Below are 18387 nucleotides of genomic sequence, written 5' to 3'. Positions count from 1 at the left end.
TCAGGCCTCCGTCGGCCAGTACAGGCGGCGGGGATTGTCCACGAGCAGGGCCTGCTGCAGCTCGGGGGTGGGTGCGATGTGCGGGATGTGGTCCACCAGCAGCCCGTCGTCGGGCATGTGGTGCTTGAGGTTGGGGTGGGGCCAGTCGGTGCCCCACAGCACGCGGTCCGGGAACCGTTCGACGACCGCGCGGGCGAACGGGACCACGTCCGTGTAGGCGTTGCGTTCGCCGTCCAGGGCGGCCGGGCCGGTGACGGTGAGGCGTTCCGGGCAGGAGACCTTGACCCACACGTCGTTCGCGGCCACGAAGTCGAGGAACTCCGCGAACTCCGGCCCGGCGGGGTCCTTGGTCACGTCGGGCCGGCCCATGTGGTCCACCACCAGGGGCACCGGGAGCGCGGCGAAGAAGTCCTTCAGCCCCGGCAGGTCGGCGGCCTCGAAGTAGACGACGGCGTGCCAGCCCAGCGGCGCGATCTTCGCCGCGATGGTCTCCAGCGCGGCGGTGGGCACCGCGTCCACGAGCCGCCTGACGAAGTTGAACCGCACCCCGCGCACCCCGGCGTCGTGCAGGCGGCGCAGCTCGGAGTCGGTGACGTCCGCGCGAACGGTCGCCACGCCGCGGGCCCGGCCGCCGGAGCGTTCCAGGGCGTCGACCAGGGCGCTGTTGTCCGCGCCGTGGCAGGTGGCCTGCACGATGACGTTGCGGTCCACGCCCAGGTGGTCGCGCAGGTCGAAGAGCTGCTGCGCCCAGGCGTCGACGGGCGTGTACTTGCGCTCGGGCGCGAACGGGAACTGCGCGGCGGGGCCGAACACGTGGCAGTGCGCGTCCACGGCGCCGTCGGGCAGCGTGAAGGCGGGCTTGGTGGGCCCCTGGTACCAGTGCAGCCAGCCGGGAGTGACGTCGGTGTCGGTCATGGTGCTTCCTCAGTCCGTGTAGGTCAGGCCGAGCTCGGCCAGCCGGGGGCGCATGTCGTACAGGTCCAGGCCGAGCTCGCCGGCGGCGAACCGCTCGCGCTTGGCGGTCTCGTTCTCCTCGCGCCGGCGGGCGGCCTCGGCCACCTCGGCGGCGCGGGCGGCGGGCACGACGACGACGCCGTCGGCGTCCGCCACGACCACGTCACCGGGGGTGACCAGCGCGTTGGCGCACACGACCGGCACGTTGACCGACCCGAGCGTCGCCTTGACGGTGCCCTTGGCGTTGATCGCGCGGGAGAACACCGGGAAGTCCATGGCGCGCAGCGTGTCGACGTCGCGGCAGCCGCCGTCGATCACCAGGCCGCGAGCGCCGCGCGCCTTCATCGAGGTGGCGAGCAGGTCGCCGAAGAACCCGTCCTCGTTCTCGGTGGTGCAGGCGGCGACGACCACGTCGCCGGGACGCACCTGCTCGGCGGCGACGTGCAGCATCCAGTTGTCACCGGGCTGGAGCAGCACGGTCACCGCGGTGCCGCACATCGCGGCGCCCTCGTAGACGGGTCGCAGGTAGGGGCGCATGAGGCCCAGGCGGCCCAGGGCCTCGTGGACGGTGGCGACGCCGAACCGGGACAGCGCCTCGACGGCGGCGGGGTCGGCGCGGCGGATCTTGGTGTGGACGACTCCGAGCTCAGACACGGGTCAGCCCCCTCTCGGTCAGGCGCCGGTCCAGCAGCGGGTAGACGCGGCGGGCGTTGGTCTCGAACAGGGCGTGCACGGCGGCGTCGTCGAGCCCGCGGGTGGCGGCGTGGGACTCGACGTAGCGCCGGGTGTCGTCGAAGTGGTGTCCGGTGCGCGGGTCGACGCCGCGCACGGCGCCGATCATCTCCGAGGCGAACAGCACGCCGGGGTGCGGGATCACGTCGAGCAGCAGGTCGGCGCCGGGCTGGTGGTAGACGCAGGTGTCGAAGAAGACGTTGGTGCCGAGCATCTCCTCGGGCTCGGGCCTGCCCAGCGCCTGGGCGAGGCCCCGGAACCGGCCCCAGTGGTAGGGCACCGCTCCCCCGCCGTGCGGGATCACGAGCCGCAGGTCCGGGAAGTCGGCGAACAGGTCGCCCTGCAGGAGCTGCATGAACACCGTGGTGTCGGCGTTGAGGTAGTGGGCGCCGGTGGTGTGGAAGGCGGGGTTGCAGCTCGTGGAGACGTGCACCATGGCGGGCACGTCGAGCTCGACCAGCTTCTCGTAGACGGGGTACCAGGACCGGTCGGTCAGGGGCGGCGCGGTCCAGTGCCCGCCGGACGGGTCGGGGTTGAGGTTCACGGTGACGGCGCCCAGCTCGGTCACGGCCCGCTCGAGCTCGGGGACCGAGGTCGCCGGGTCGGCGCCGGGCGACTGCGGCAGCATGGCGCCTGCCGCGAACCGCTCGGGGTAGAGGCCGGCCACGCGGGCGCACAGGTCGTTGCAGATCCGCGCCCAGGCGGTGGAGGTGGCGAGGTCGCCCACGTGATGGGCCATGAACGACGCGCGGGGCGAGAAGACGGTGACGTCGATGCCGCGCTCGTCCATCTGTCGGAGCTGGTGCGCCTGGAGGGTCTCGCGGATCTGGTCGTCGCTGATGCGCGGGCCCGCAGGGTCGGGGGCCAGGCCCGGGTCGGCCAGGGCCGCGACCTGTGCGTCGCGCCAGGCGCCGAGCGGTTCGGGGGCGGTCGTGTAGTGGCCGTGCACGTCGATGATCACGCGGTGGCCTCCTCGTTTGGTTCGGTGTTCTGGTCTTCGGTCGGGTCGGTGCTCGGGTCCCAGACGCCGCGCGGCACGAGCACCTCGCCCGTCATGAGCAGGCGTGCGGTGCGCAGCAGCGCGGAGCGGACGACGGCGGGCGGGTCGCCGCCGTCGAGCCCGAGTGCGACGGAGAACTCGCCCGACGGGTGCTCGACGGAGACGGTGACCTCGCGGGCGCCGTCGCCGCCCTCGCCGCCGGGGCGGCGGCCGCCGCCCGCGACCTCGTGCGCCACGCTGCCGGGCAGCACGCGGGCCGTCGCGACCGTCACGGCCGCGAGCACGCCGATCGACTGGTGCGCCACGTGCGGGATGAGCGAGCGGGTGGCGATGTCGCCGCCCACCCTCGGCGCCGACACGAGGGTCATCTTGGGGTAGTTCTTCGCGGTCACGTCGCCCAGCCCCATGGCCTGGCCGCAGACCAGCCGCATGCGCTCGACCCGGTCCTTGAGGTCGGCGTCGGCGTCGATCTCGGCGGGGGTCTCGTCGCCGCGCGCGCCGAGCCGCTCCGCGCGCACGATCACGAGCGGCTGGCCGTTGTCGATCAGGGTCACCTCCACCTCGCCGAGCCCCGGCACGACGACGGCGTCGCGCACGTTCCCGGTGGGCAGCAGGCTCCCGGCGACCGACCCCGCGGTGTCGAGGAACGCGATCTCCACGGGTGAGGCCGTGCCCGGCACGCCGTCGATCCGGGCGTCGCCCGCGTACTCGACGTACCGCGCGCCGTCGGGACCGGCCGGGGTGCGCACGGTGATCTCCGCGACCGCGCCGGTGTTGCGGGTCAGCACCCGGGCGGTGGTCGTCTCGCCGTCCGGCGTCAGCAGCCCCGTCTCGATCGCGAACGGCAGCACCGCGGCGAGCATGTTGCCGCAGTTGGGCGTGGTGTCCACGGTGTCCGACGCCGGCTGGAGCTGGGCGAACGTCCACTCGACGTCCACGTCGCCGGACCCGGGCGACACGACCCCCACCTTGCTGGTCAGGGGGTGCGCGCCGCCCAGGCCGTCGATCTGGCGGGCGTCGGGCGAGCCCATGGCCGCCAGCAGCACCGCGTCACGCGCGGCGGTGTCGGCGGGCAGCGCCCGGGCGTCGAAGAACAGGCCGCGCGAGGTGCCGCCCCGCATGACGAGACAGGGCACCGCGGTCTGTGCGCCCGCTGCGCGGGCACGGCGGTAGGACGGGCCATCGGTGGCGGTCACTGCGCTCCTCCTCCATGAGGCGTGTCCCGGCACCGTAGTCCATCAACAATCTTGTTGACAATTTTGTCACCGAGAAGCGGCTACCCCTGCGCCCTCCAGGGTCCCCACGGCGTGCCGGGCTTCTCGTTGCGCGTCCACCACTGGGCCACGTAGGTGCGGCCCTCGTGCACGGCCACGGACCCGGCCTCGAAGATGCGCGACGGCGTCCATCCCGCCGCGCCGTCCCGCTCCACGATCTCCTGCCACGGGCCGTACGGGGCGCCGGGCTCCTGGCCCCGCGTCCACCAGGCCGCCCGCCAGGTCGAGCCATCGAAGGAGATCTCGTCGCCCGCGGTGTAGACCGCGGACGCGTCCCAGGCGGGGACGGCCGGCGCGCAGCCGTCGTCGCACACGCTGAACGAGGCCAGCACGGCCTTGTGGTCGGACGGCCAGACGGCGTCCGGGGTGAGGATCTTGTCGGCGCTGTCGTCGTCGACCCGCTCGTTGCGGACGATCGTCGACTGCGGCCCGACCACGGCCGCGTCGTCGATCGTGACCCGCTCGTCGGGCGTGACGAAGACGTAGTCGATCCGGTCGCGCTCGTCGGCCTCCGGCGCCCAGGTGAGGTCCGTCGTCGGGAACAGCGGGTTGTCGGACGGCCACGTGACGCCCGGGTTGGCGACCGGGTCGGGGTGGACCTCGCGGAACGCGTCGACCAGCCCGCCGTCGAGCAGCGTCTTCGTGGACTGCCACGGGATCACGAGGCCGTTGTGGTCCTGCAGGTCGGCGGTCGCCTCGGTCCAGTCCTGCACCGAGGGCTCGTTGAAGTCGCCGCCGACGACGGCGATGCGGCCCGCCGCGCGCTCGGCCGCGACGTCCGCCACCAGGGCGGCGGCCGTGGCCGGTCGGCCGGACTGCCGGTTGGCCTCCAGGATCGCGTCCACGTCGGTGACCGGGCCGCCGGGCAGCTTGTCCCACGTGTCCCAGCCGGCGGGCCAGTCGCCCTGGACGGCGCCGCCGTAGCCGCGCGGCAGGTACGTGGCGTACCAGCGGTACTCCAGGTGGCCGCCGTAGGCCACGACCTCGGTGCCGTTCACGTCGAGCACGGCCTTGGTCCACCAGCGGTCCACCGTGCTGGTCTCCAGGATCGGGTAGCGTGAGACGATGCCGGTGTCGGTCGCGATCACGTGGTCGTAGCCGAGCAGCGCGGCGACCTGGCGCGGGGCGTCGCCCTGCTCCGGCAGGAACGTCACGTCGGCGTCGGTCTCCGTGAGGATGTCGGCGATCTCGCGCGCGCCGTCGTCGACCTGCGTGCCGCCGTGCCACACGTTGAACGTGAGCACGTTCAGCTCGCTCACGCCGTCCACCTCGGGCTTGGGCTCCGCGGGCGGCACGGCCTCACCATCCTCCACGGTGAGGTCCACCGGGCCGGCGAGCACGTCGTAGCCGTCGTCCTCCAGCAGGTAGACGTCGTACTCCCCCGCCCCGACGGACGCGGCGTTGTGCGTCCAGCCGTCGCGGTCCGCCGGGCTCCAGCCGACCGTGCCCGCCGCCTCGGGCACGTACCGCCAGTCGAGCGACGCCGGGCCGCCCGGCGTCGCGCCGTCCCGGTAGATGCCGATCCAGTTGCGCTCGTGCACGGCGTCACCGGCGTCGAACGTGATCGAGACCGACTCGTCGGCCGCGATCGCGGACCGGTCGAGGGTGAGCCCCGGCTCGGCCGCGGCGGCCGCCGGTGCGGTGGCCAGCGCGGCGATCGTCGCGCCGACGGCGACGGTCGCGAGCAGACCTCGAAGGCGTACGGGTGCGGATGACATCAGTTTCTTCTCCCCGGTTCGGAAATCGGTGCGGCCGCGACGCTACGAGGCACGCGTGGCCGGGCCGTGGCCGCGAGGTGAACGCCCCTCCCGCGGGGCCGCGCCGGCGCGGGGTTGATAGGTCGCATGATCACCTTGACCCCCGGACCGCGCACGCAAGAGATTCGACCCCGAACGGCCCGGGCGGCATCCGCGCCGCCGCGCACCGGAGCGCGGCGACCGCCGGGCCTGAGCGGAGTCACCATGGAATCGGAACGAAAGCTCGTGCTCGACCGGCGCAGCCTGCTCGTGGGCTCGGCGGTGCTCGGCTCGGCGGCCGCCCTCGGCATCGCCGCCCCGCCGCACGCGGCAGCCGCGGTGCCGGGCTTCCCCACGTTCAACCGGGTCGGCGCCGCCCTGGACAAGTCGGCCCTGGCCTACAACCCGACGGGCGAGCTCATCTTCCCGTCGATCCGCAACGTCGCGGGCAGGGTCCGGAACCCCCTGGGCGCCTGGTACATATACTACGCCCCGCACGACGCGCCCGGCGGCATCTGCCTGGCCTACGCCGACTCGCTCGACGGCCCGTGGCGGGAGTACTCGGGCAACCCGGTCATCTCCCGCACCTGGTCACCGCACTACTCGGTGAGCCACGTCTCCAGCCCGCACGCGGTCTGGAACGCGGCGGACGGCCGCATCTACCTGTACTTCCACGGGGAGAACACCACCACCCGCGTGGCCTCCTCGGCAGACGGGCGCAACTTCACCTACGAGGGCACGGTGCTGACCACCGCGATGATGCCCTCGAACGTCACCGAGACGTCCTACGCGCGGGTCTTCCCGCACCCCACGAAGTCCGACACGCAGATCATGCTCTTCATGGGCATGCAGGCCGGGACCCGCAAGATCTTCATCGGCTGGTCCAACCAGCTCACCTCGGGCTGGCAGTTCAAGCCCGAAGCGCTGATCTCCCCGGCCGCGGGCGAGGGCGGCCAGCTCTCCGGCGCCCACTACTGGTCGCGCAACGGCGGCGGCCACGTGGTCTATCACGGCGGTTCCGGCAGCATCCACGTCGCCGACGTCGGCACCGGCTTCGACCGGGAGAACCACCTCGGGGTGCTCTACACCGAGCCGGTGGCCACGCGGGCCGCGGCGCCGAGCTTCGCCGAGGAGGGCGGCCGGCTGTACATGTTCTACGAGGCCGGGCAGCGCGGGAACACCAACATCGCGGTGGCCCGCACGAGCTAGGACCGGAGGTGCCCGCCGCCGTGTCGTGCGGCGGGCACCCGGGCCGGCCGAGCCCCGGCGCTCAGCCGGTCCGGGCGGTCTCGCCGGCGACCGCCGCCCACCGTTCGGCACGCAGCAGCAGGAACATCGGCGGGAGCATGAGCAGCACCCACGCCAGCTCCATCCACCCGAAGAGCCACAACCCGAGGTAGAAGACGATCACGCACCAGTACGCGAACCGGGTCAGCCGGCCGCCGCACATCGCCAGCACCCCCACCACCGCCTCGAACGCTGCCAGCAGGCCGATGAACAGGACCTGGTTCGGCTCCACGACCGCGTGCCACGTGTCGCTCACCCAGACGAAGAACGACGGGTCCGCGAAGCCGCCGTAGTCGACGCCGGTGACGAGGTTGACCAGGTGCACGACCGCGCCGCCCAGAAGGAACAGGACGCCCACGGCGCCCCGCCCCACGTACCGCGCCACCGCGCTCCGGTAGGCCAGCAGGCCCGCGACGACCGTCGCGATCCCGCAGGTCACCCACAGGATGATCACGAGCATCTCGTTCTGCACGGTCATCACCTCCGCCGGGTCCGTGCTGAGCCGAGCCCGTGCCGCACGCCTGGGCCCAGTCTCCGCCGGCCGGGACCGGCGGACAGGAGCCGAAGGTCCCGCCGGTCCCGGCATTGGTCCCTGGTCGGGGGTCCAGGGCCCGGCCGCACGGGGCGGGGCCCGGCGCGCTCAGGGCTCGACGACGACCGAGAGCATCGCGGTGACCTGCTCGGCGAGCAGGGCCGGCGGCGCGTCCCGCAGCGCGGGCGTGGTGATGACGGTGCGCATCAGCCAGACGCCGGCCAGGAGTGCGAGGCCGAGCTCGGCCCGTTCGTCGGCGTCCGGCCCCTGGAGCGCGCCGGCGAAGCGGGCGCCGACGTGCCGCTCGATCCCGGCGCGGACGATCTCGGCGGCCCGCGGGTTCGCGGCCGAGCGGAGCATCAGCTCGAACGGGCCGAGGTGCTCGGCCCCGGGTCCGGTCCGCTCGACCAGCGCCTCGGCCGTGGCACGGGCCAGGTCGGCGGGCCGCTCGGGGTCGGCCGGGACCATCGTCGCCGGCTCGAAGGCGGCCTCGACCACCTCCGTGAACAGCCCCTCCTTGGACCCGAAGTAGCGGTTCACCAGCATCGCCGTGACGCCGGCGTCCGCGGCGATCTCCCGGACGCCCACGCCGTCGTACCCGCGGCGGGTGAACGCGACGAGGGCGGACGACAGGATCGCCTGACGGGTGGCGGCAGCGTTGCGGGAGCGTGCGGGGCTCGTGTCCATGCGCCAAGTCTACGTGTGTATACTCGAAGCGTAAGTCTACGACCGTAGACATACAGGGAAAGGAACGAACTCATGGATCTGCACCTCGCAGAACGACGCGCACTGGTCACCGGCTCGACGTCGGGCCTGGGCGAGGCGACCGCCCGGATGCTCGCGGCGGAGGGTGCGGCCGTCGTCGTGCACGGCCGCGACGCCGGGCGGGCCCGCGCGATCGCGGACGACATCATCCGCAGCGGAGGCCGCGCGTCCGTGGCCGTCGGAGACCTGACCACGGACGAGGGGGCCGACGCGGTCGCCGCCGCCGCCCTCGCCGGCGGCCCGGTCGACGTGCTGGTCAACAACGCGGGCGCCTACGAGCACCTGAGCTGGACGGACGCGACGCCGGAGGCCTGGGCGGTCACCTACGACCAGAACGTGATCTCCGGCGTCCGGATGATCCAGCGCCTCGTCCCCGCGATGCGGGAGCGCGGCTGGGGCCGCGTCATCACGATCGGCGGCGGTCTCGGCGGTCAGCCGATGAACAGCCACCCGCAGTACAACGCCACCCTCGCGGCCCGGCACAACCTCGCCGTCTCGCTCGCCCGCGAGCTCAGGGGCACCGGCGTCACCTCGAACGTGGTGGCGCCCGGGGCCATCCTCGTCCCGGCCGTCCGGGAGCTGCTGACCGGCATCGCCGGCGCGCGCGGCTGGGGCGAGACCTGGCCGGAGATCGAGGCCGCCTCGGTGCGCGAGCTCGTGCCGAACGACACCGACCGGTTCGGCCGCCCCGACGAGATCGCCGGCGCCGTCGCCTACCTGTGCGGCCCGCTGGCCGACTACATCAGCGGCGCGTCCCTGCGCGTCGACGGCGGCACCGTCCGCAGCGTGCAGTAGCAGCCGGGCGGCAGACGCGGGGCCCACGGCCGACGGCCGCGGGCCCCGCTCCGGCAGCTACCGAGCCGTCAGCCGGCCCGGCACGAGACGTCCCGCTTCGGCAGGGTGCCGTCCACCAGGAACTTCGTGGTGGTCTCCAGCGCGCAGGCGTTGTCGTGCAGCACGTAGGCGCCGTGCCCGCTCTGGTCGACGGTCACCAGGCGCGACCGGTCGCCGAACTGCTCCCGGGCGAGCTGGCCGCCCCGCAGCGGCGTGGCCGGGTCCCGCTCGTTCTGCACGATCAGGATGTTCCGCTTGCCCTCCTGCGAGATCTCCGCCTGCTCGACGGGCTCGTACGGCCAGTAGGCGCAGGGCGTGATGTTGGCCCCCGCGGCGCCGAACATGGGGAACTCCGCCCGGTCCGCGGCCACGGTGTCCTGGTAGTGCTGCACGTCCTCGGCCCAGTCGGAGTCGTTGCAGCTCACCGAGAGGAACACCGTCAGGGCGTTGTCGAACTCCCAGGGCTCCACGGCATCGGCGGCAAGCCGTTCCGCGACCGCGGCCTCGTCGTCGGCCAGGACGGACTCCCAGAGCTCGGCGATCTTGGGGTATCCCGCCGGGCTGTAGAGGAACCCGAAGGTGCCCATCCGGAAGATCACGCCGTCCACCCCGGCCAGCGGCTGCTCGTCGAGCCGCTCCGCGAGCTCGAAGAAGGTGGCCCGCACCTGGGCCGGCGTGCGGCCGAACCCGTAGGTGCCGTGCCGCTTCGCGGCCCACCTCGCGAAGTCGGGGAACGTCTCCTCCATGCCGGGGCCGAACAGCCGGATGACGTCCTGGTTGAGGTGGGTGTCACCGATGTTGCTGTCCAGCACCACGCGGTCGGCCCGCTCGGGGAACATCGCGTCGTAGGTGGCGCCCAGCCCGCTGCCGTAGGAGTAGCCCAGGTAGCTGGCCTTCTCCTCGCCCAGCGCGGCCCGGATCTGGTCCAGGTCGCGCGCCGTGTTCGGCGTGTTCAGGTGGCGCAGCAGGTCGGCGTCGGACGACGAGGCGCACTGCTCGGCGACGTCCTGGACGATCTTCGCCTGCGCGTCGACGGCGGCCTCGTCCACCGCGAAGGGCGGGAGGTTGCCGAAGTGGGGTGTCTCCGCGGTGAACCCGCAGCGCGCGGCCGTCGAGTGCCCGATGCCGCGGGTGTCCATCGCGATGATGTCGTAGGCGTCCCGCACGCTCTTGGGCAGGCCCTTGGACGCCAGCAGCGTGGACAGGGTGAGGCCGGAGCCCGACGGGCCGCCCGGGTTCAGCAGCAGGATCCCGCGACGCTTCTCCGGGTTGGTGCTGGCCATCCGGGAGATCATGAGGTCGATCTGTTCGCCGTCTGGCTCGGCGTAGTCGAGGGGCACCTGCACGGTCGCGCACTCCAGCACGTACGGGAGGGCCGCCGTGGCGACGTCGGCGGGACAGGCACCCCACTCCGCCGGCGCCGGGGTGGGCGCCTGCGCCGTCGTGGCCGGCCGGTCCTCGGCCATGGCGGGCAGGCCCGCGGCGGCGCTCACCGAGGCGGTCAGGCCCACCGCCAGCATCACGGCGATCCCGCGCCGCGCTCTGCCGCGCGGCGGTCGTCGCCTCAGGCCTCGGGACCCGGACTCGTCCGGTACAGGTGTGACAGGCACGTCATCGGTTCGGGACGGCTTCGCGCGGTCTGGCATCGTGACCTTTCCTCCAGCGGAGCAGTTTCACCTCCGGGGCGGCGGCACTGATGATCGACCAGCCCCCGAGGTCGGTCCAGCCAGTCTCGGCGCGGGCCTGGTACGCGGCACAGTGACAGGGCGTCACCGGCTCCTGGGAAGGTGTCACCCGCGACCCATGACGTGTGTCACGGTGTCCGAGCACGCCCTAGCATGTGCCCACCGACCGTCGTCACCGACAAGGAGCCCTCCGTGGACGTCCCGTTCTTCTGGGTCGACGTGTTCGCGGCCACGCCGCTGACCGGCAACCCGCTCGCCCTCGTCCCCGACGCGGACGCCCTGCCGGAGCACACGATGGGCGCCGTCGCGCGGGAGCTCAACCAGTCGGAGACGACGTTCCTGGTGCGGCCCGACCGCCCCGGCGCGGACCACCGGCTGCGCTCGTTCACGCCCGGCGGCGTCGAGGTCTTCGGCGCGGGGCACAACGCGATGGGCGCCTGGATCTGGCTGGCGCTGTCCGGCCGGCTGGAGGAGGACCGGGACACGTTCGTGCAGCAGATCGGCGACGACCTGCTGAACGTGCGGGTGGCCGGACGACCGCCGTCGGGCGTCGAGGTCTCGATGGAGCAGTCCGCCCCGCGGTTCCTGGGCCGCGTCGAGGACCGCGCGGCGCTGGCCGCCGTGCTGGGCCTGGGTACCGAGGACCTCGATCCCGGGCGCGTCGCCGAGGTGGTCTCCACCGGCGCGGAGCACCTGCTCGTGCCCCTGCGGAGCGCGGCGGCGGTCGACGCAGCCCAGCCGGACACGGCCGGGCTGCGCGCGCTGCTGGCCGACGCCGGCGCCGAGGGCTGCTACCTGTACACGGTGGCCGGCGACACGGCCGGTGTCAGCGCCTACACCCGGTTCTTCAACCCGACCGTGGGCATCGCCGAGGACCCGGCGACGGGCACCGCCGCCGGCCCCCTGGCCGCCGTCCTGGTCCGCGACGGGCTCGCCGCCGACCCCGCGCGGATCGTCGTCGAGCAGGGGCGCAAGCTCGGTCGTCCCAGCCTCATCACGCTCGGCGTCGACGGGCCGCTGGTGACGATCAGCGGCTCCGGGATCGTCGTGGCCGAGGGGACGCTGCACCTCTGAGGCCCGTCAGGGCACCTCGACCACGAGCTTGCCCAGGTTGTCCCCCGCCGCCAGCCGCGCGAACACGGCGGGCGCCTCCTCCAGCGGCCAGACCGCGTCGATCGCGGGGACGACGGCGCCGTCGGCCACCAGCGCGGTGACCTCCTCCAGGTCGGCACGCGACTGGGGCACCATCAGCACGCCCACCCGCTTGCCGGTGGCGCCGCGGAGCACGGGCGCGGCGCCGAACGTCGCCAGCAGCACGCGCGTGCTGCCGCCGACCATGAGATAGGAGCCGCCGGTCCGCAGCGCTCCGTGCACCCGGTACGGCGAGCGGGAGGCGACCAGGTCCACCACCCGGTCGTACCGGTCGCGCTGGTCGGCCCAGTCGCAGCGCTCGTACGCGATGGTGTCGTCGGCGCCGAGCCGGAGCAGGTAGCCGGCCTTGTCGCCGCGGTCCACGGCCGTCACCCGGGCACCGAGATGCTTGGCCAGGCCGATCACGAGCGCGCCGCCCGCACCACCCGCGCCGTTGACCAGCAGCCGGTCGCCCGGGCGCAGGCCCCGCGTGGCCCGCAGCGCGATGCACCCGGCCTGCGGGATCGCCGCGGCCTGGGCGAAGGACAGGGCGGCCGGCTTGGGGGCGAGCAGCCGCGGCGCGGTCGCGACGTACTCCGCGAGCCCGCCCCGGTAGCCCGCCAGCTCCCCCAGCACGTCGTCGCCCGGGGCGTACCCGGTGACGGACCGCCCCACCGCGACGACGGTACCGGCCACGTCCGACCCGGGCACCGGGTTGCGCGGCCGGCGCAGCCCGCCCAGCCGGGCGTACGCGGGCCGGCCGACGAGGTTCTCGCGGTCCGACCCGTTCAGCGAGACGGCCCGGACCCGGACCAGGACCTCGTCGTCCGCCGGGACGGGGTCGGGGAGGTCGCCGACCTCCACCACGTCGGCACTGCCGTACCGGTCCTGGATGACGGCCCGCACGATGCCCTCCTGACACGCTCGCGTGGGCCCCACCGTAGCCGCGCCGGACACCCGGCGGGGGTGGTTCCGGACCGGTTCACCCGGGTGGTCACTCCGCGCTGCCGGACGGGACCGATCCCGGACCCGGCGTCTAGGCCCCGGGTCGCCGCCCCACCCACGCCTTCGCCGGGTCGGGCCGGCGGTACGGCCCCGCCGTGCTCGTCGTCTTGCCGAGCGCGACGAGGGATTCCGCGAGCCGCACCGCGCTGGTCACGCTGTCGAGCACCGGCACGCCGAGACGCCGCTCCAGCTCGACGTCGAGCCCGGCGAAGCCCGCGCAGCCGAGCACCAGGGCGTCGGCGCCCGCGGCGACGAGCCGGGCGCCCGTGGACTCCAGCGCCTCCGCCGTCTGCTCGACGTCGGCCTCGATGTCGAGCACCGGCACGTCGGCGGCGACCACACCCGCGCACCGCCCGAGCACCCCGGCACCACGCAGCGAGTCCTCGATGCCGGGGATCGCGGTGGCGACCGTCGTCACCACGCCGAACCGGTGGGCGACGAGGCACGCGAGGAAGGCCGACGCCTCGGTGATGTCGACGACCGGCACGTCGATCGCCTGCCGCAAGCCCTCCCGGCCGTGCTCGCCGTAGCCGGCCATGATCACGGCGTCGTACGGGCCGCGGTGGGCGAGCACGGCGTCCAGCACCGCGAGCGCCGTCACGTAGCTCTCGAAGTAGCCCTCGGCGGAGGCCGGGCCCCAGGACGGCGTCAGGCCGACGACGGTGGTGCCGGGCGAGGCGGCGCCGGCGGCGACCGCGGCGATCGCCTCGGTCATGGCGCGCGTGGTGTTGCAGTTCACGACCAGGAGCGTCGGGCCCGGCAGGCCCGCCGAGGGCGCGGTCACACGAGCTCGCCGTCGACGGCCACGACGCGGCCGGCGTGGATCACCGTGCGGCCCGGGAGGCGGTCCATGACCGCCGACGTCGGCGTCTCGCCGCGCAGGATCACGAGGTCGGCCGGGTCGCCGACGGCGATCCCGGGGTGGTGGCCGACGCCGGTGAGCCGCGGGGTCCGCCCGTCGATGACGGACGCCCCGCCCCAGGTGGCGACGGCGAGGCCGAGCTCGATGAGGTCGTCGCGCGACCAGCCCTGCGAGTGGGCGAGCAGCCAGGCGCGCTCCAGCATGTCGGCGTTGCCCCAGGGGGACCAGTAGTCGCGCTGGCCGTCCATGCCGAGGCCCACGCGCACGCCTGCGGTGACCATCCGTTCGAGGGGCAGCTCGAGCCGCCCGCCGGGGGCGATCGTGGTGACGGCGACGTCCAGCTCGGCGAGCTCGTCGATCGTCCGCTCCGCGCCTGCGAGCCCGGAGCCCAGCGCGAAGGCGTGCGAGATGGTCACCCGGCCCTGCATGCCGAGCGCGCGCACGCGCTCGGTGACCAGGCTCATCGAGAAGAGGCCGAGCTCGCCCGGCTCGTGCAGGTGGATGTCCACGCCCTTCTGGTGGCGTTCGGCGAGCTCGAACACGGTGTCGAGGTGGCGCCGCGGGTCGCGGTCGATCTCGCAGGGGTCGATACCGCCTACGAGGTCGCCGCCGGAGCTCAGCGCCTCGTCCATGAGCTCCGGCACGCCCGGTTCGAGGTGGATGCCGACCTGCGGGAACACGACGATCTCGACCGACGCCGACGCCGAGTGGGCCGCGCGCGCGGCGAGCACGCCCTCGAACTTCTCGAGCTTGGAGTCGGCGTCGACCTGGGCGTGCGAGCGCACGCGGGTGGCGCCCAGGGCGATCATGCGGCGCAGCGTCTCGGTGGCCCGGTCGGCCACGGGGGCCTCGGCCGTGCGCCAGTGCGCGCGGTCGTTCATGATGCGGTCCCAGCGGGTGGGGCCCGCGCTCAGCGGGCGGAAGGGCAGGCCGAGGCGGGTGGAGTCGAGGTGCACGTGCACGTCGGAGAACGACGGCACGAGGATGCCGTCGTCGCCCGCGATCTCGGCCGCGCCGGCGGCGGCCGTGCCCGCCGGGACGACCTCGCGCACGAGGCCGTCGTCGAGCACGACGTCGGCGGGGGCGCCGCCCCACGGGCGGACGGAACGGATGACGGTGCGGGGCATGGGGTTCCTCCAGGGGCGGTCGGCGAGAGGGGGTGGGGCGTCCGGCTACTGCGCGAAGGTGACGTCCTTGAGCACGTACTCGCCGTCCACGCGGGGCGCCCAGTCGATGTCGGGGCTCACCGCGTAGTCGGCCATCGGGGTGTAGAGCGGGATCAGGTAGCCGTTGTCCCAGTTGGTCTCGGAGAGCTCGGCGAACACGGCCTCGCGCTCGGCGCCGTCGACCGTCCGCTGCTCCTCGACCAGCGCCTGCGTCTCGGGCGACCTGGCGTAGTCGTTCTGGCCGCCGGCGAAGAAGTTCGTGGCGGGCATGTCGGCGTCCATCGTGGTGGGCGCCCACGTGTTGAGGAACAGGCCCTCCATGTTCACGGTGCCGTAGATCTTGTTCGAGAGGCTCGCCTGGTCCATCCCGACGAGCTCGACCTTGATGCCGACGGCGTCGAGGTAGCCGGCGATCGCCTGCGCCACCTCGGAGCTGAGCGGGATGCGGCCGTCGGTCGCGTACTCGAAGGGGATCGCCTCGCCGTCGTACGAGGACTGCGCGAGCAGCTCCTTCGCGGCCTCGGGGTCGAAGCCGGGCGCCTCGGCGTCCGCCACGTAGCCGGTGACGTTGGGCGCGACGGGCTGGTCGTTCACGACGGCACGGCCGCCGAGGGCCTGCGCCACGAGCTCCTCCTTGTCGATCGCGAGGTGGATCGCCCGCCGCACGAGCGGGTCGGTGAGCGCGCCCTTCGTGGAGTTGGTGCCGAGGAAGATCACGCCGTTCGACTCCCGCGACGCGATCTCGGCCCCCGAGCCGTCGACGGCGGAGGCCTGGTTGGGCGAGATGAGCGCGACGTCCAGGCTGCCCGCGATGACGCCGTTCAGGCGCGCCTCCTCGTCGGCGACGGTCTGGAAGGTGAGGGTGTCGACCTCCGGGGCGCCGCCCCAGTAGTCGTCGTTGCCCTCCAGCACGTACTCGACGCCGCGCGTCCAGCTCACGTACGTGAACGGCCCCGAGCCCACCGGTGCCTCGACGAAGCCCTCCGGGCCGAGCTCGGTGTACACGTCCTCCGGCACGATCGACACCGCGGTGGTGATCGAGGGCCACGGCGAGAACGGGGAGCTGAGCGTGAACACGACGGTCGTGTCGTCCGTCGCCTCCGCCGACTCGAGCATGCCCATGTAGCCGCGGATGTCGGAGTCGGGCGTGTTCATCACCTGGTTGTAGCTGAACGCGACGTCGCCGGCGGTGAGGGGTTCGCCGTTGTGGAAGGTGACGTCGTCCCGCAGCGTGAAGGTCCACTCGGTGAAGTCGTCGTTCGGCGTCCACGCGGTCGCCACGGACGGCTCGATCTCGCCGTCGGCGTTGAGCGTGGTGAGCTGGTCGTAGAGGTTGTAGTAGTAGTTGAAGCCGGCCAGCGAGCCCTCCACGAGCGGGTCGGGCTGCCGCTCGGGCTCGGTGACGGCGCCGACGGTGAGGTCGTGCGAGACGGCGGTGGTGCCGCCGGCGGCGGAGCAGCCGCTGAGGGCGAGGGCGGCCACGAGGGCGACGGCGGCGGCAGGTCGGGTGCGGTGTCGGAGCATGCTCTGTTCCTTACGGTTCGGGGTGCTGCTCGGGGTGTTGCCCGGGCGGGTGTCAGGGGCGGGGCGGCGCGCCGGGGCGCAGGTACGGGTCGGGGTGCGGGATCGACGCCAGGAGGGACGCGGTGTACGGGTGCCGCGGCGCGTCGAAGATCTGGTCGCGGTCGCCGGTCTCGACGATGCGGCCCTGCCGCATCACCGCGACCCGGTCGGACAGGTGCCGCACGACGGCGAGGTCGTGGGCGATGAACAGGTACGACAGGCCGAGCCGCTCCTGGAGGTCCATGAGCAGGTTCACCACCTGCGCCTGCACCGAGACGTCGAGCGCGGAGACGGGCTCGTCGAGCACGAGGATCTCGGGGCGCAGCGCGAGCGCCCGGGCGATGCCGATGCGTTGGCGCTGACCGCCGGAGAACTGCGCCGGACGGCGATGCTGCACGTCGGCGTCGAGGCCCACCTCGGCGAGCAGCTCCACGACCCGGTCCGGCGCGTACCGGCCGGCGATGCGCAGCGGTTCCGCGACGATGTCGTGCACGCGCATGCGCGGGTCGAGCGACGAGTACGGGTCCTGGAAGACGAGCTGGACGCTGCTGAGCACCTTGCGGCGCGCCGCCGGCGCGAGCCCCTGCATGCGCTGCCCGAGGATCGAGACCGAGCCGGACGCCGGGGTGTTGAGCCCGAACACCGTGCGCACGAGCGTGGACTTGCCGCAGCCCGACTCCCCCACGAGCCCGAGCGTCTCGCCGCGGCCGAGGGTGAGGCTCACGCCGTCGACGGCGTGCACGACGCTGCGGCCGCGCAGGCCGCGGCGAGAGCTGAACCGCACGTGCAGGTCGTCGATCTCCAGCACGGCGCTCATGCGGTCACCGCCCGGGCGAACTCGCGCGTGCGGTCGGCGTGGTGGCACGCGGACTCGTGCGTGACGCCGTCGGCGTCGACCGCCCCGCCGTCCGTCGCGGGCCGCAGCTCCGGGCGCGTCGTGCCGCACAGCTCGGAGCGCGCCGGGAGCTCGCAGCGGGTCGCGAACGCGCACCCGGGCGGGCGCCGGGTCGGCGCAGGCGGCGACCCGGGGATCGCGTAGGCGCGCGACCCGGCCCGCTCGGCGGACAGCAGGCTGCCGAGCAGCCCGGCGGTGTACGGGTGGCGAGCCTCGTCGAAGACGGTCCACACGGTGCCGCGCTCGACGATCCGGCCGGCGTACATGATGCAGATCTCGTCGGCGACCTGCGCCACGAGGCCCAGGTCGTGCGTGATGAGCACCATCGCGGCGCCCGACGTCGCCCGCGCGTCGGCGAGCACGTCCATGATCTGCGCCTGGATGGTCACGTCGAGCGCCGTGGTGGGCTCGTCGGCGATCAGCAGCGCGGGGCGGTTCGCCATGGCCATCGCGATCACGGCGCGCTGGCGCATGCCGCCGGACCACTGGTGCGGGTAGCTCCGGGCGCGCTCGGCGGGGTCGGGCACGCCCACCTCGGTGAGCAGCTCCTCGACGCGGGCCAGCACCTGGGCGCGCGGCGTGCGGGGATGGTGGGCGCGGACGGCGCGGGCGATCTGCGCGCCGACGCGCTTGACGGGGTTGAGCGCCGTCATCGGGTCCTGGAAGACCATCGCGAGCTCGTTGCCGCGCAGCGCCCGCAGCTCGCGCTCGGGCAGGGTGAGCAGGTCGCGGCCGCGGAACCGCACGGTGCCGGAGAACACCTCGAGCCCCTCGGGCAGCAGGCCGAGCACGGCGGCCATCGTCAGGCTCTTGCCCGAGCCGGACTCCCCGACCAGGCAGAGCACCCGCCCCTCGTGCACGGTGAAGCCGACGCCGTCGACGAGGCGCACCTCGGCGCCGTCGGCGTCGCGGTAGCCGACCGACAGGTCGGCGACGCGGAGCAGCACTGGCGTGGTCATGTGGTCC

The 18387-nt window shown here is 73.8% G+C and carries 17 protein-coding genes; 3 read left to right on the top strand and 14 right to left on the bottom strand.

Going from position 1 to position 18387, the window contains the following annotated elements:
- From ACIPN7_RS17570 to ACIPN7_RS17550, 5 genes are all read right to left on the bottom strand, one after another.
- Positions 1 to 915 carry an amidohydrolase family protein gene (locus ACIPN7_RS17570; protein ID WP_400544839.1) on the bottom strand — a complete coding sequence of 305 codons (915 nt, stop codon included), beginning with the start codon at positions 913 to 915 and terminating at the stop codon, positions 1 to 3.
- A 9-nt stretch (positions 916 to 924) separates the two neighbouring features.
- Positions 925 to 1608, bottom strand: a complete 684-nt coding sequence (gene ligK / locus ACIPN7_RS17565) for a 4-carboxy-4-hydroxy-2-oxoadipate aldolase/oxaloacetate decarboxylase (protein WP_400544836.1) — start codon at positions 1606 to 1608, stop codon at positions 925 to 927.
- On the bottom strand, positions 1601 to 2647 hold the full coding sequence (locus ACIPN7_RS17560) for an amidohydrolase family protein (protein ID WP_400544833.1): 1047 nt from the start codon (positions 2645 to 2647) through the stop codon (positions 1601 to 1603). Before ACIPN7_RS17560 ends, ligK begins: the two co-directional genes overlap by 8 nt.
- Complete coding sequence (locus tag ACIPN7_RS17555; protein ID WP_400544830.1) at positions 2644 to 3882, bottom strand: 4-oxalomesaconate tautomerase; 1239 nt, start codon at positions 3880 to 3882, stop codon at positions 2644 to 2646. The genes ACIPN7_RS17560 and ACIPN7_RS17555 overlap by 4 nt, the downstream gene beginning before the upstream one ends.
- Before the next feature lie 80 nt (positions 3883 to 3962).
- Positions 3963 to 5678 (bottom strand): endonuclease/exonuclease/phosphatase family protein, encoded by a 1716-nt coding sequence (locus ACIPN7_RS17550; RefSeq protein ID WP_400544827.1) that lies wholly within the window; start codon positions 5676 to 5678, stop codon positions 3963 to 3965.
- A 243-nt stretch (positions 5679 to 5921) separates the two neighbouring features.
- Here ACIPN7_RS17550 and ACIPN7_RS17545 point away from each other — a divergent pair, with 243 nt between their 5' ends.
- Entirely contained in the window at positions 5922 to 6905 is a 984-nt protein-coding gene (locus tag ACIPN7_RS17545; protein ID WP_400544824.1) for a hypothetical protein, read from the top strand.
- Between the two features lie 61 nt (positions 6906 to 6966).
- On the opposite strand, the gene ACIPN7_RS17540 is transcribed toward ACIPN7_RS17545, so the two are convergent.
- Together ACIPN7_RS17540 and ACIPN7_RS17535 are read right to left on the bottom strand one after the other, a co-directional pair.
- Positions 6967 to 7455, bottom strand: a complete 489-nt coding sequence (locus tag ACIPN7_RS17540) for a hypothetical protein (RefSeq protein WP_400544821.1) — start codon at positions 7453 to 7455, stop codon at positions 6967 to 6969.
- A gap of 168 nt (positions 7456 to 7623) precedes the next feature.
- A complete protein-coding gene (locus tag ACIPN7_RS17535) occupies positions 7624 to 8202 on the bottom strand; it encodes a TetR/AcrR family transcriptional regulator (RefSeq protein WP_400544818.1) in 579 nt (192 codons plus the stop codon).
- A 72-nt stretch (positions 8203 to 8274) separates the two neighbouring features.
- On the opposite strand from ACIPN7_RS17535, the gene ACIPN7_RS17530 reads away from it, so the two are divergent.
- Entirely contained in the window at positions 8275 to 9075 is an 801-nt protein-coding gene (locus ACIPN7_RS17530) for an SDR family NAD(P)-dependent oxidoreductase (protein ID WP_400544815.1), read from the top strand.
- 68 nt (positions 9076 to 9143) lie between these two features.
- Here ACIPN7_RS17530 and ACIPN7_RS17525 read toward each other — a convergent pair whose 3' ends face one another.
- On the bottom strand, positions 9144 to 10634 hold the full coding sequence (locus ACIPN7_RS17525) for an alpha/beta hydrolase (protein WP_400544812.1): 1491 nt from the start codon (positions 10632 to 10634) through the stop codon (positions 9144 to 9146).
- Positions 10635 to 10991: 357 nt separating this feature from the next.
- On the opposite strand from ACIPN7_RS17525, the gene ACIPN7_RS17520 reads away from it, so the two are divergent.
- Positions 10992 to 11873, top strand: coding sequence for a PhzF family phenazine biosynthesis protein (locus tag ACIPN7_RS17520; RefSeq protein WP_400544809.1), 882 nt, complete (start codon positions 10992 to 10994; stop codon positions 11871 to 11873).
- A 6-nt stretch (positions 11874 to 11879) separates the two neighbouring features.
- On the opposite strand, the gene ACIPN7_RS17515 is transcribed toward ACIPN7_RS17520, so the two are convergent.
- The 6 genes from ACIPN7_RS17515 to ACIPN7_RS17490 form a co-directional block, all read right to left on the bottom strand.
- Positions 11880 to 12836 carry an NAD(P)-dependent alcohol dehydrogenase gene (locus ACIPN7_RS17515; RefSeq protein ID WP_400544806.1) on the bottom strand — a complete coding sequence of 319 codons (957 nt, stop codon included), beginning with the start codon at positions 12834 to 12836 and terminating at the stop codon, positions 11880 to 11882.
- 130 nt (positions 12837 to 12966) lie between these two features.
- Complete coding sequence (locus tag ACIPN7_RS17510; protein ID WP_400544803.1) at positions 12967 to 13719, bottom strand: aspartate/glutamate racemase family protein; 753 nt, start codon at positions 13717 to 13719, stop codon at positions 12967 to 12969.
- A complete protein-coding gene (locus ACIPN7_RS17505) occupies positions 13716 to 14924 on the bottom strand; it encodes an amidohydrolase family protein (protein WP_400544800.1) in 1209 nt (402 codons plus the stop codon). Before ACIPN7_RS17505 ends, ACIPN7_RS17510 begins: the two co-directional genes overlap by 4 nt.
- A gap of 45 nt (positions 14925 to 14969) precedes the next feature.
- A complete protein-coding gene (locus tag ACIPN7_RS17500) occupies positions 14970 to 16487 on the bottom strand; it encodes an ABC transporter substrate-binding protein (RefSeq protein WP_400544797.1) in 1518 nt (505 codons plus the stop codon).
- A 52-nt stretch (positions 16488 to 16539) separates the two neighbouring features.
- A complete protein-coding gene (locus ACIPN7_RS17495) occupies positions 16540 to 17343 on the bottom strand; it encodes an ATP-binding cassette domain-containing protein (protein ID WP_400544794.1) in 804 nt (267 codons plus the stop codon).
- Entirely contained in the window at positions 17340 to 18380 is a 1041-nt protein-coding gene (locus tag ACIPN7_RS17490; RefSeq protein WP_400544792.1) for an ABC transporter ATP-binding protein, read from the bottom strand. Before ACIPN7_RS17490 ends, ACIPN7_RS17495 begins: the two co-directional genes overlap by 4 nt.
- Positions 18381 to 18387 lie beyond the last annotated feature (7 nt).

The sequence above is a fragment of the Promicromonospora sp. NPDC090134 genome (assembly GCF_044746965.1).
Taxonomy (GTDB): domain Bacteria; phylum Actinomycetota; class Actinomycetes; order Actinomycetales; family Cellulomonadaceae; genus Promicromonospora.
This window is presented reverse-complemented; position numbering and strand designations above follow the sequence as displayed.

Coding starts and splice junctions, on each gene's coding strand:
- ACIPN7_RS17570 (WP_400544839.1), bottom strand. CDS start 915: ATGACCGACACCGACGTCACTCCCGGCTGGCTGCACTGGTACCAGGGG.
- ACIPN7_RS17550 (WP_400544827.1), bottom strand. CDS start 5,678: ATGTCATCCGCACCCGTACGCCTTCGAGGTCTGCTCGCGACCGTCGCC.
- ACIPN7_RS17545 (WP_400544824.1), top strand. CDS start 5,922: ATGGAATCGGAACGAAAGCTCGTGCTCGACCGGCGCAGCCTGCTCGTG.
- ACIPN7_RS17535 (WP_400544818.1), bottom strand. CDS start 8,202: ATGGACACGAGCCCCGCACGCTCCCGCAACGCTGCCGCCACCCGTCAG.
- ACIPN7_RS17530 (WP_400544815.1), top strand. CDS start 8,275: ATGGATCTGCACCTCGCAGAACGACGCGCACTGGTCACCGGCTCGACG.
- ACIPN7_RS17525 (WP_400544812.1), bottom strand. CDS start 10,634: ATGCTGGCGGTGGGCCTGACCGCCTCGGTGAGCGCCGCCGCGGGCCTG.
- ACIPN7_RS17505 (WP_400544800.1), bottom strand. CDS start 14,924: ATGCCCCGCACCGTCATCCGTTCCGTCCGCCCGTGGGGCGGCGCCCCC.
- ACIPN7_RS17500 (WP_400544797.1), bottom strand. CDS start 16,487: ATGCTCCGACACCGCACCCGACCTGCCGCCGCCGTCGCCCTCGTGGCC.
- ACIPN7_RS17495 (WP_400544794.1), bottom strand. CDS start 17,343: ATGAGCGCCGTGCTGGAGATCGACGACCTGCACGTGCGGTTCAGCTCT.
- ACIPN7_RS17490 (WP_400544792.1), bottom strand. CDS start 18,380: ATGACCACGCCAGTGCTGCTCCGCGTCGCCGACCTGTCGGTCGGCTAC.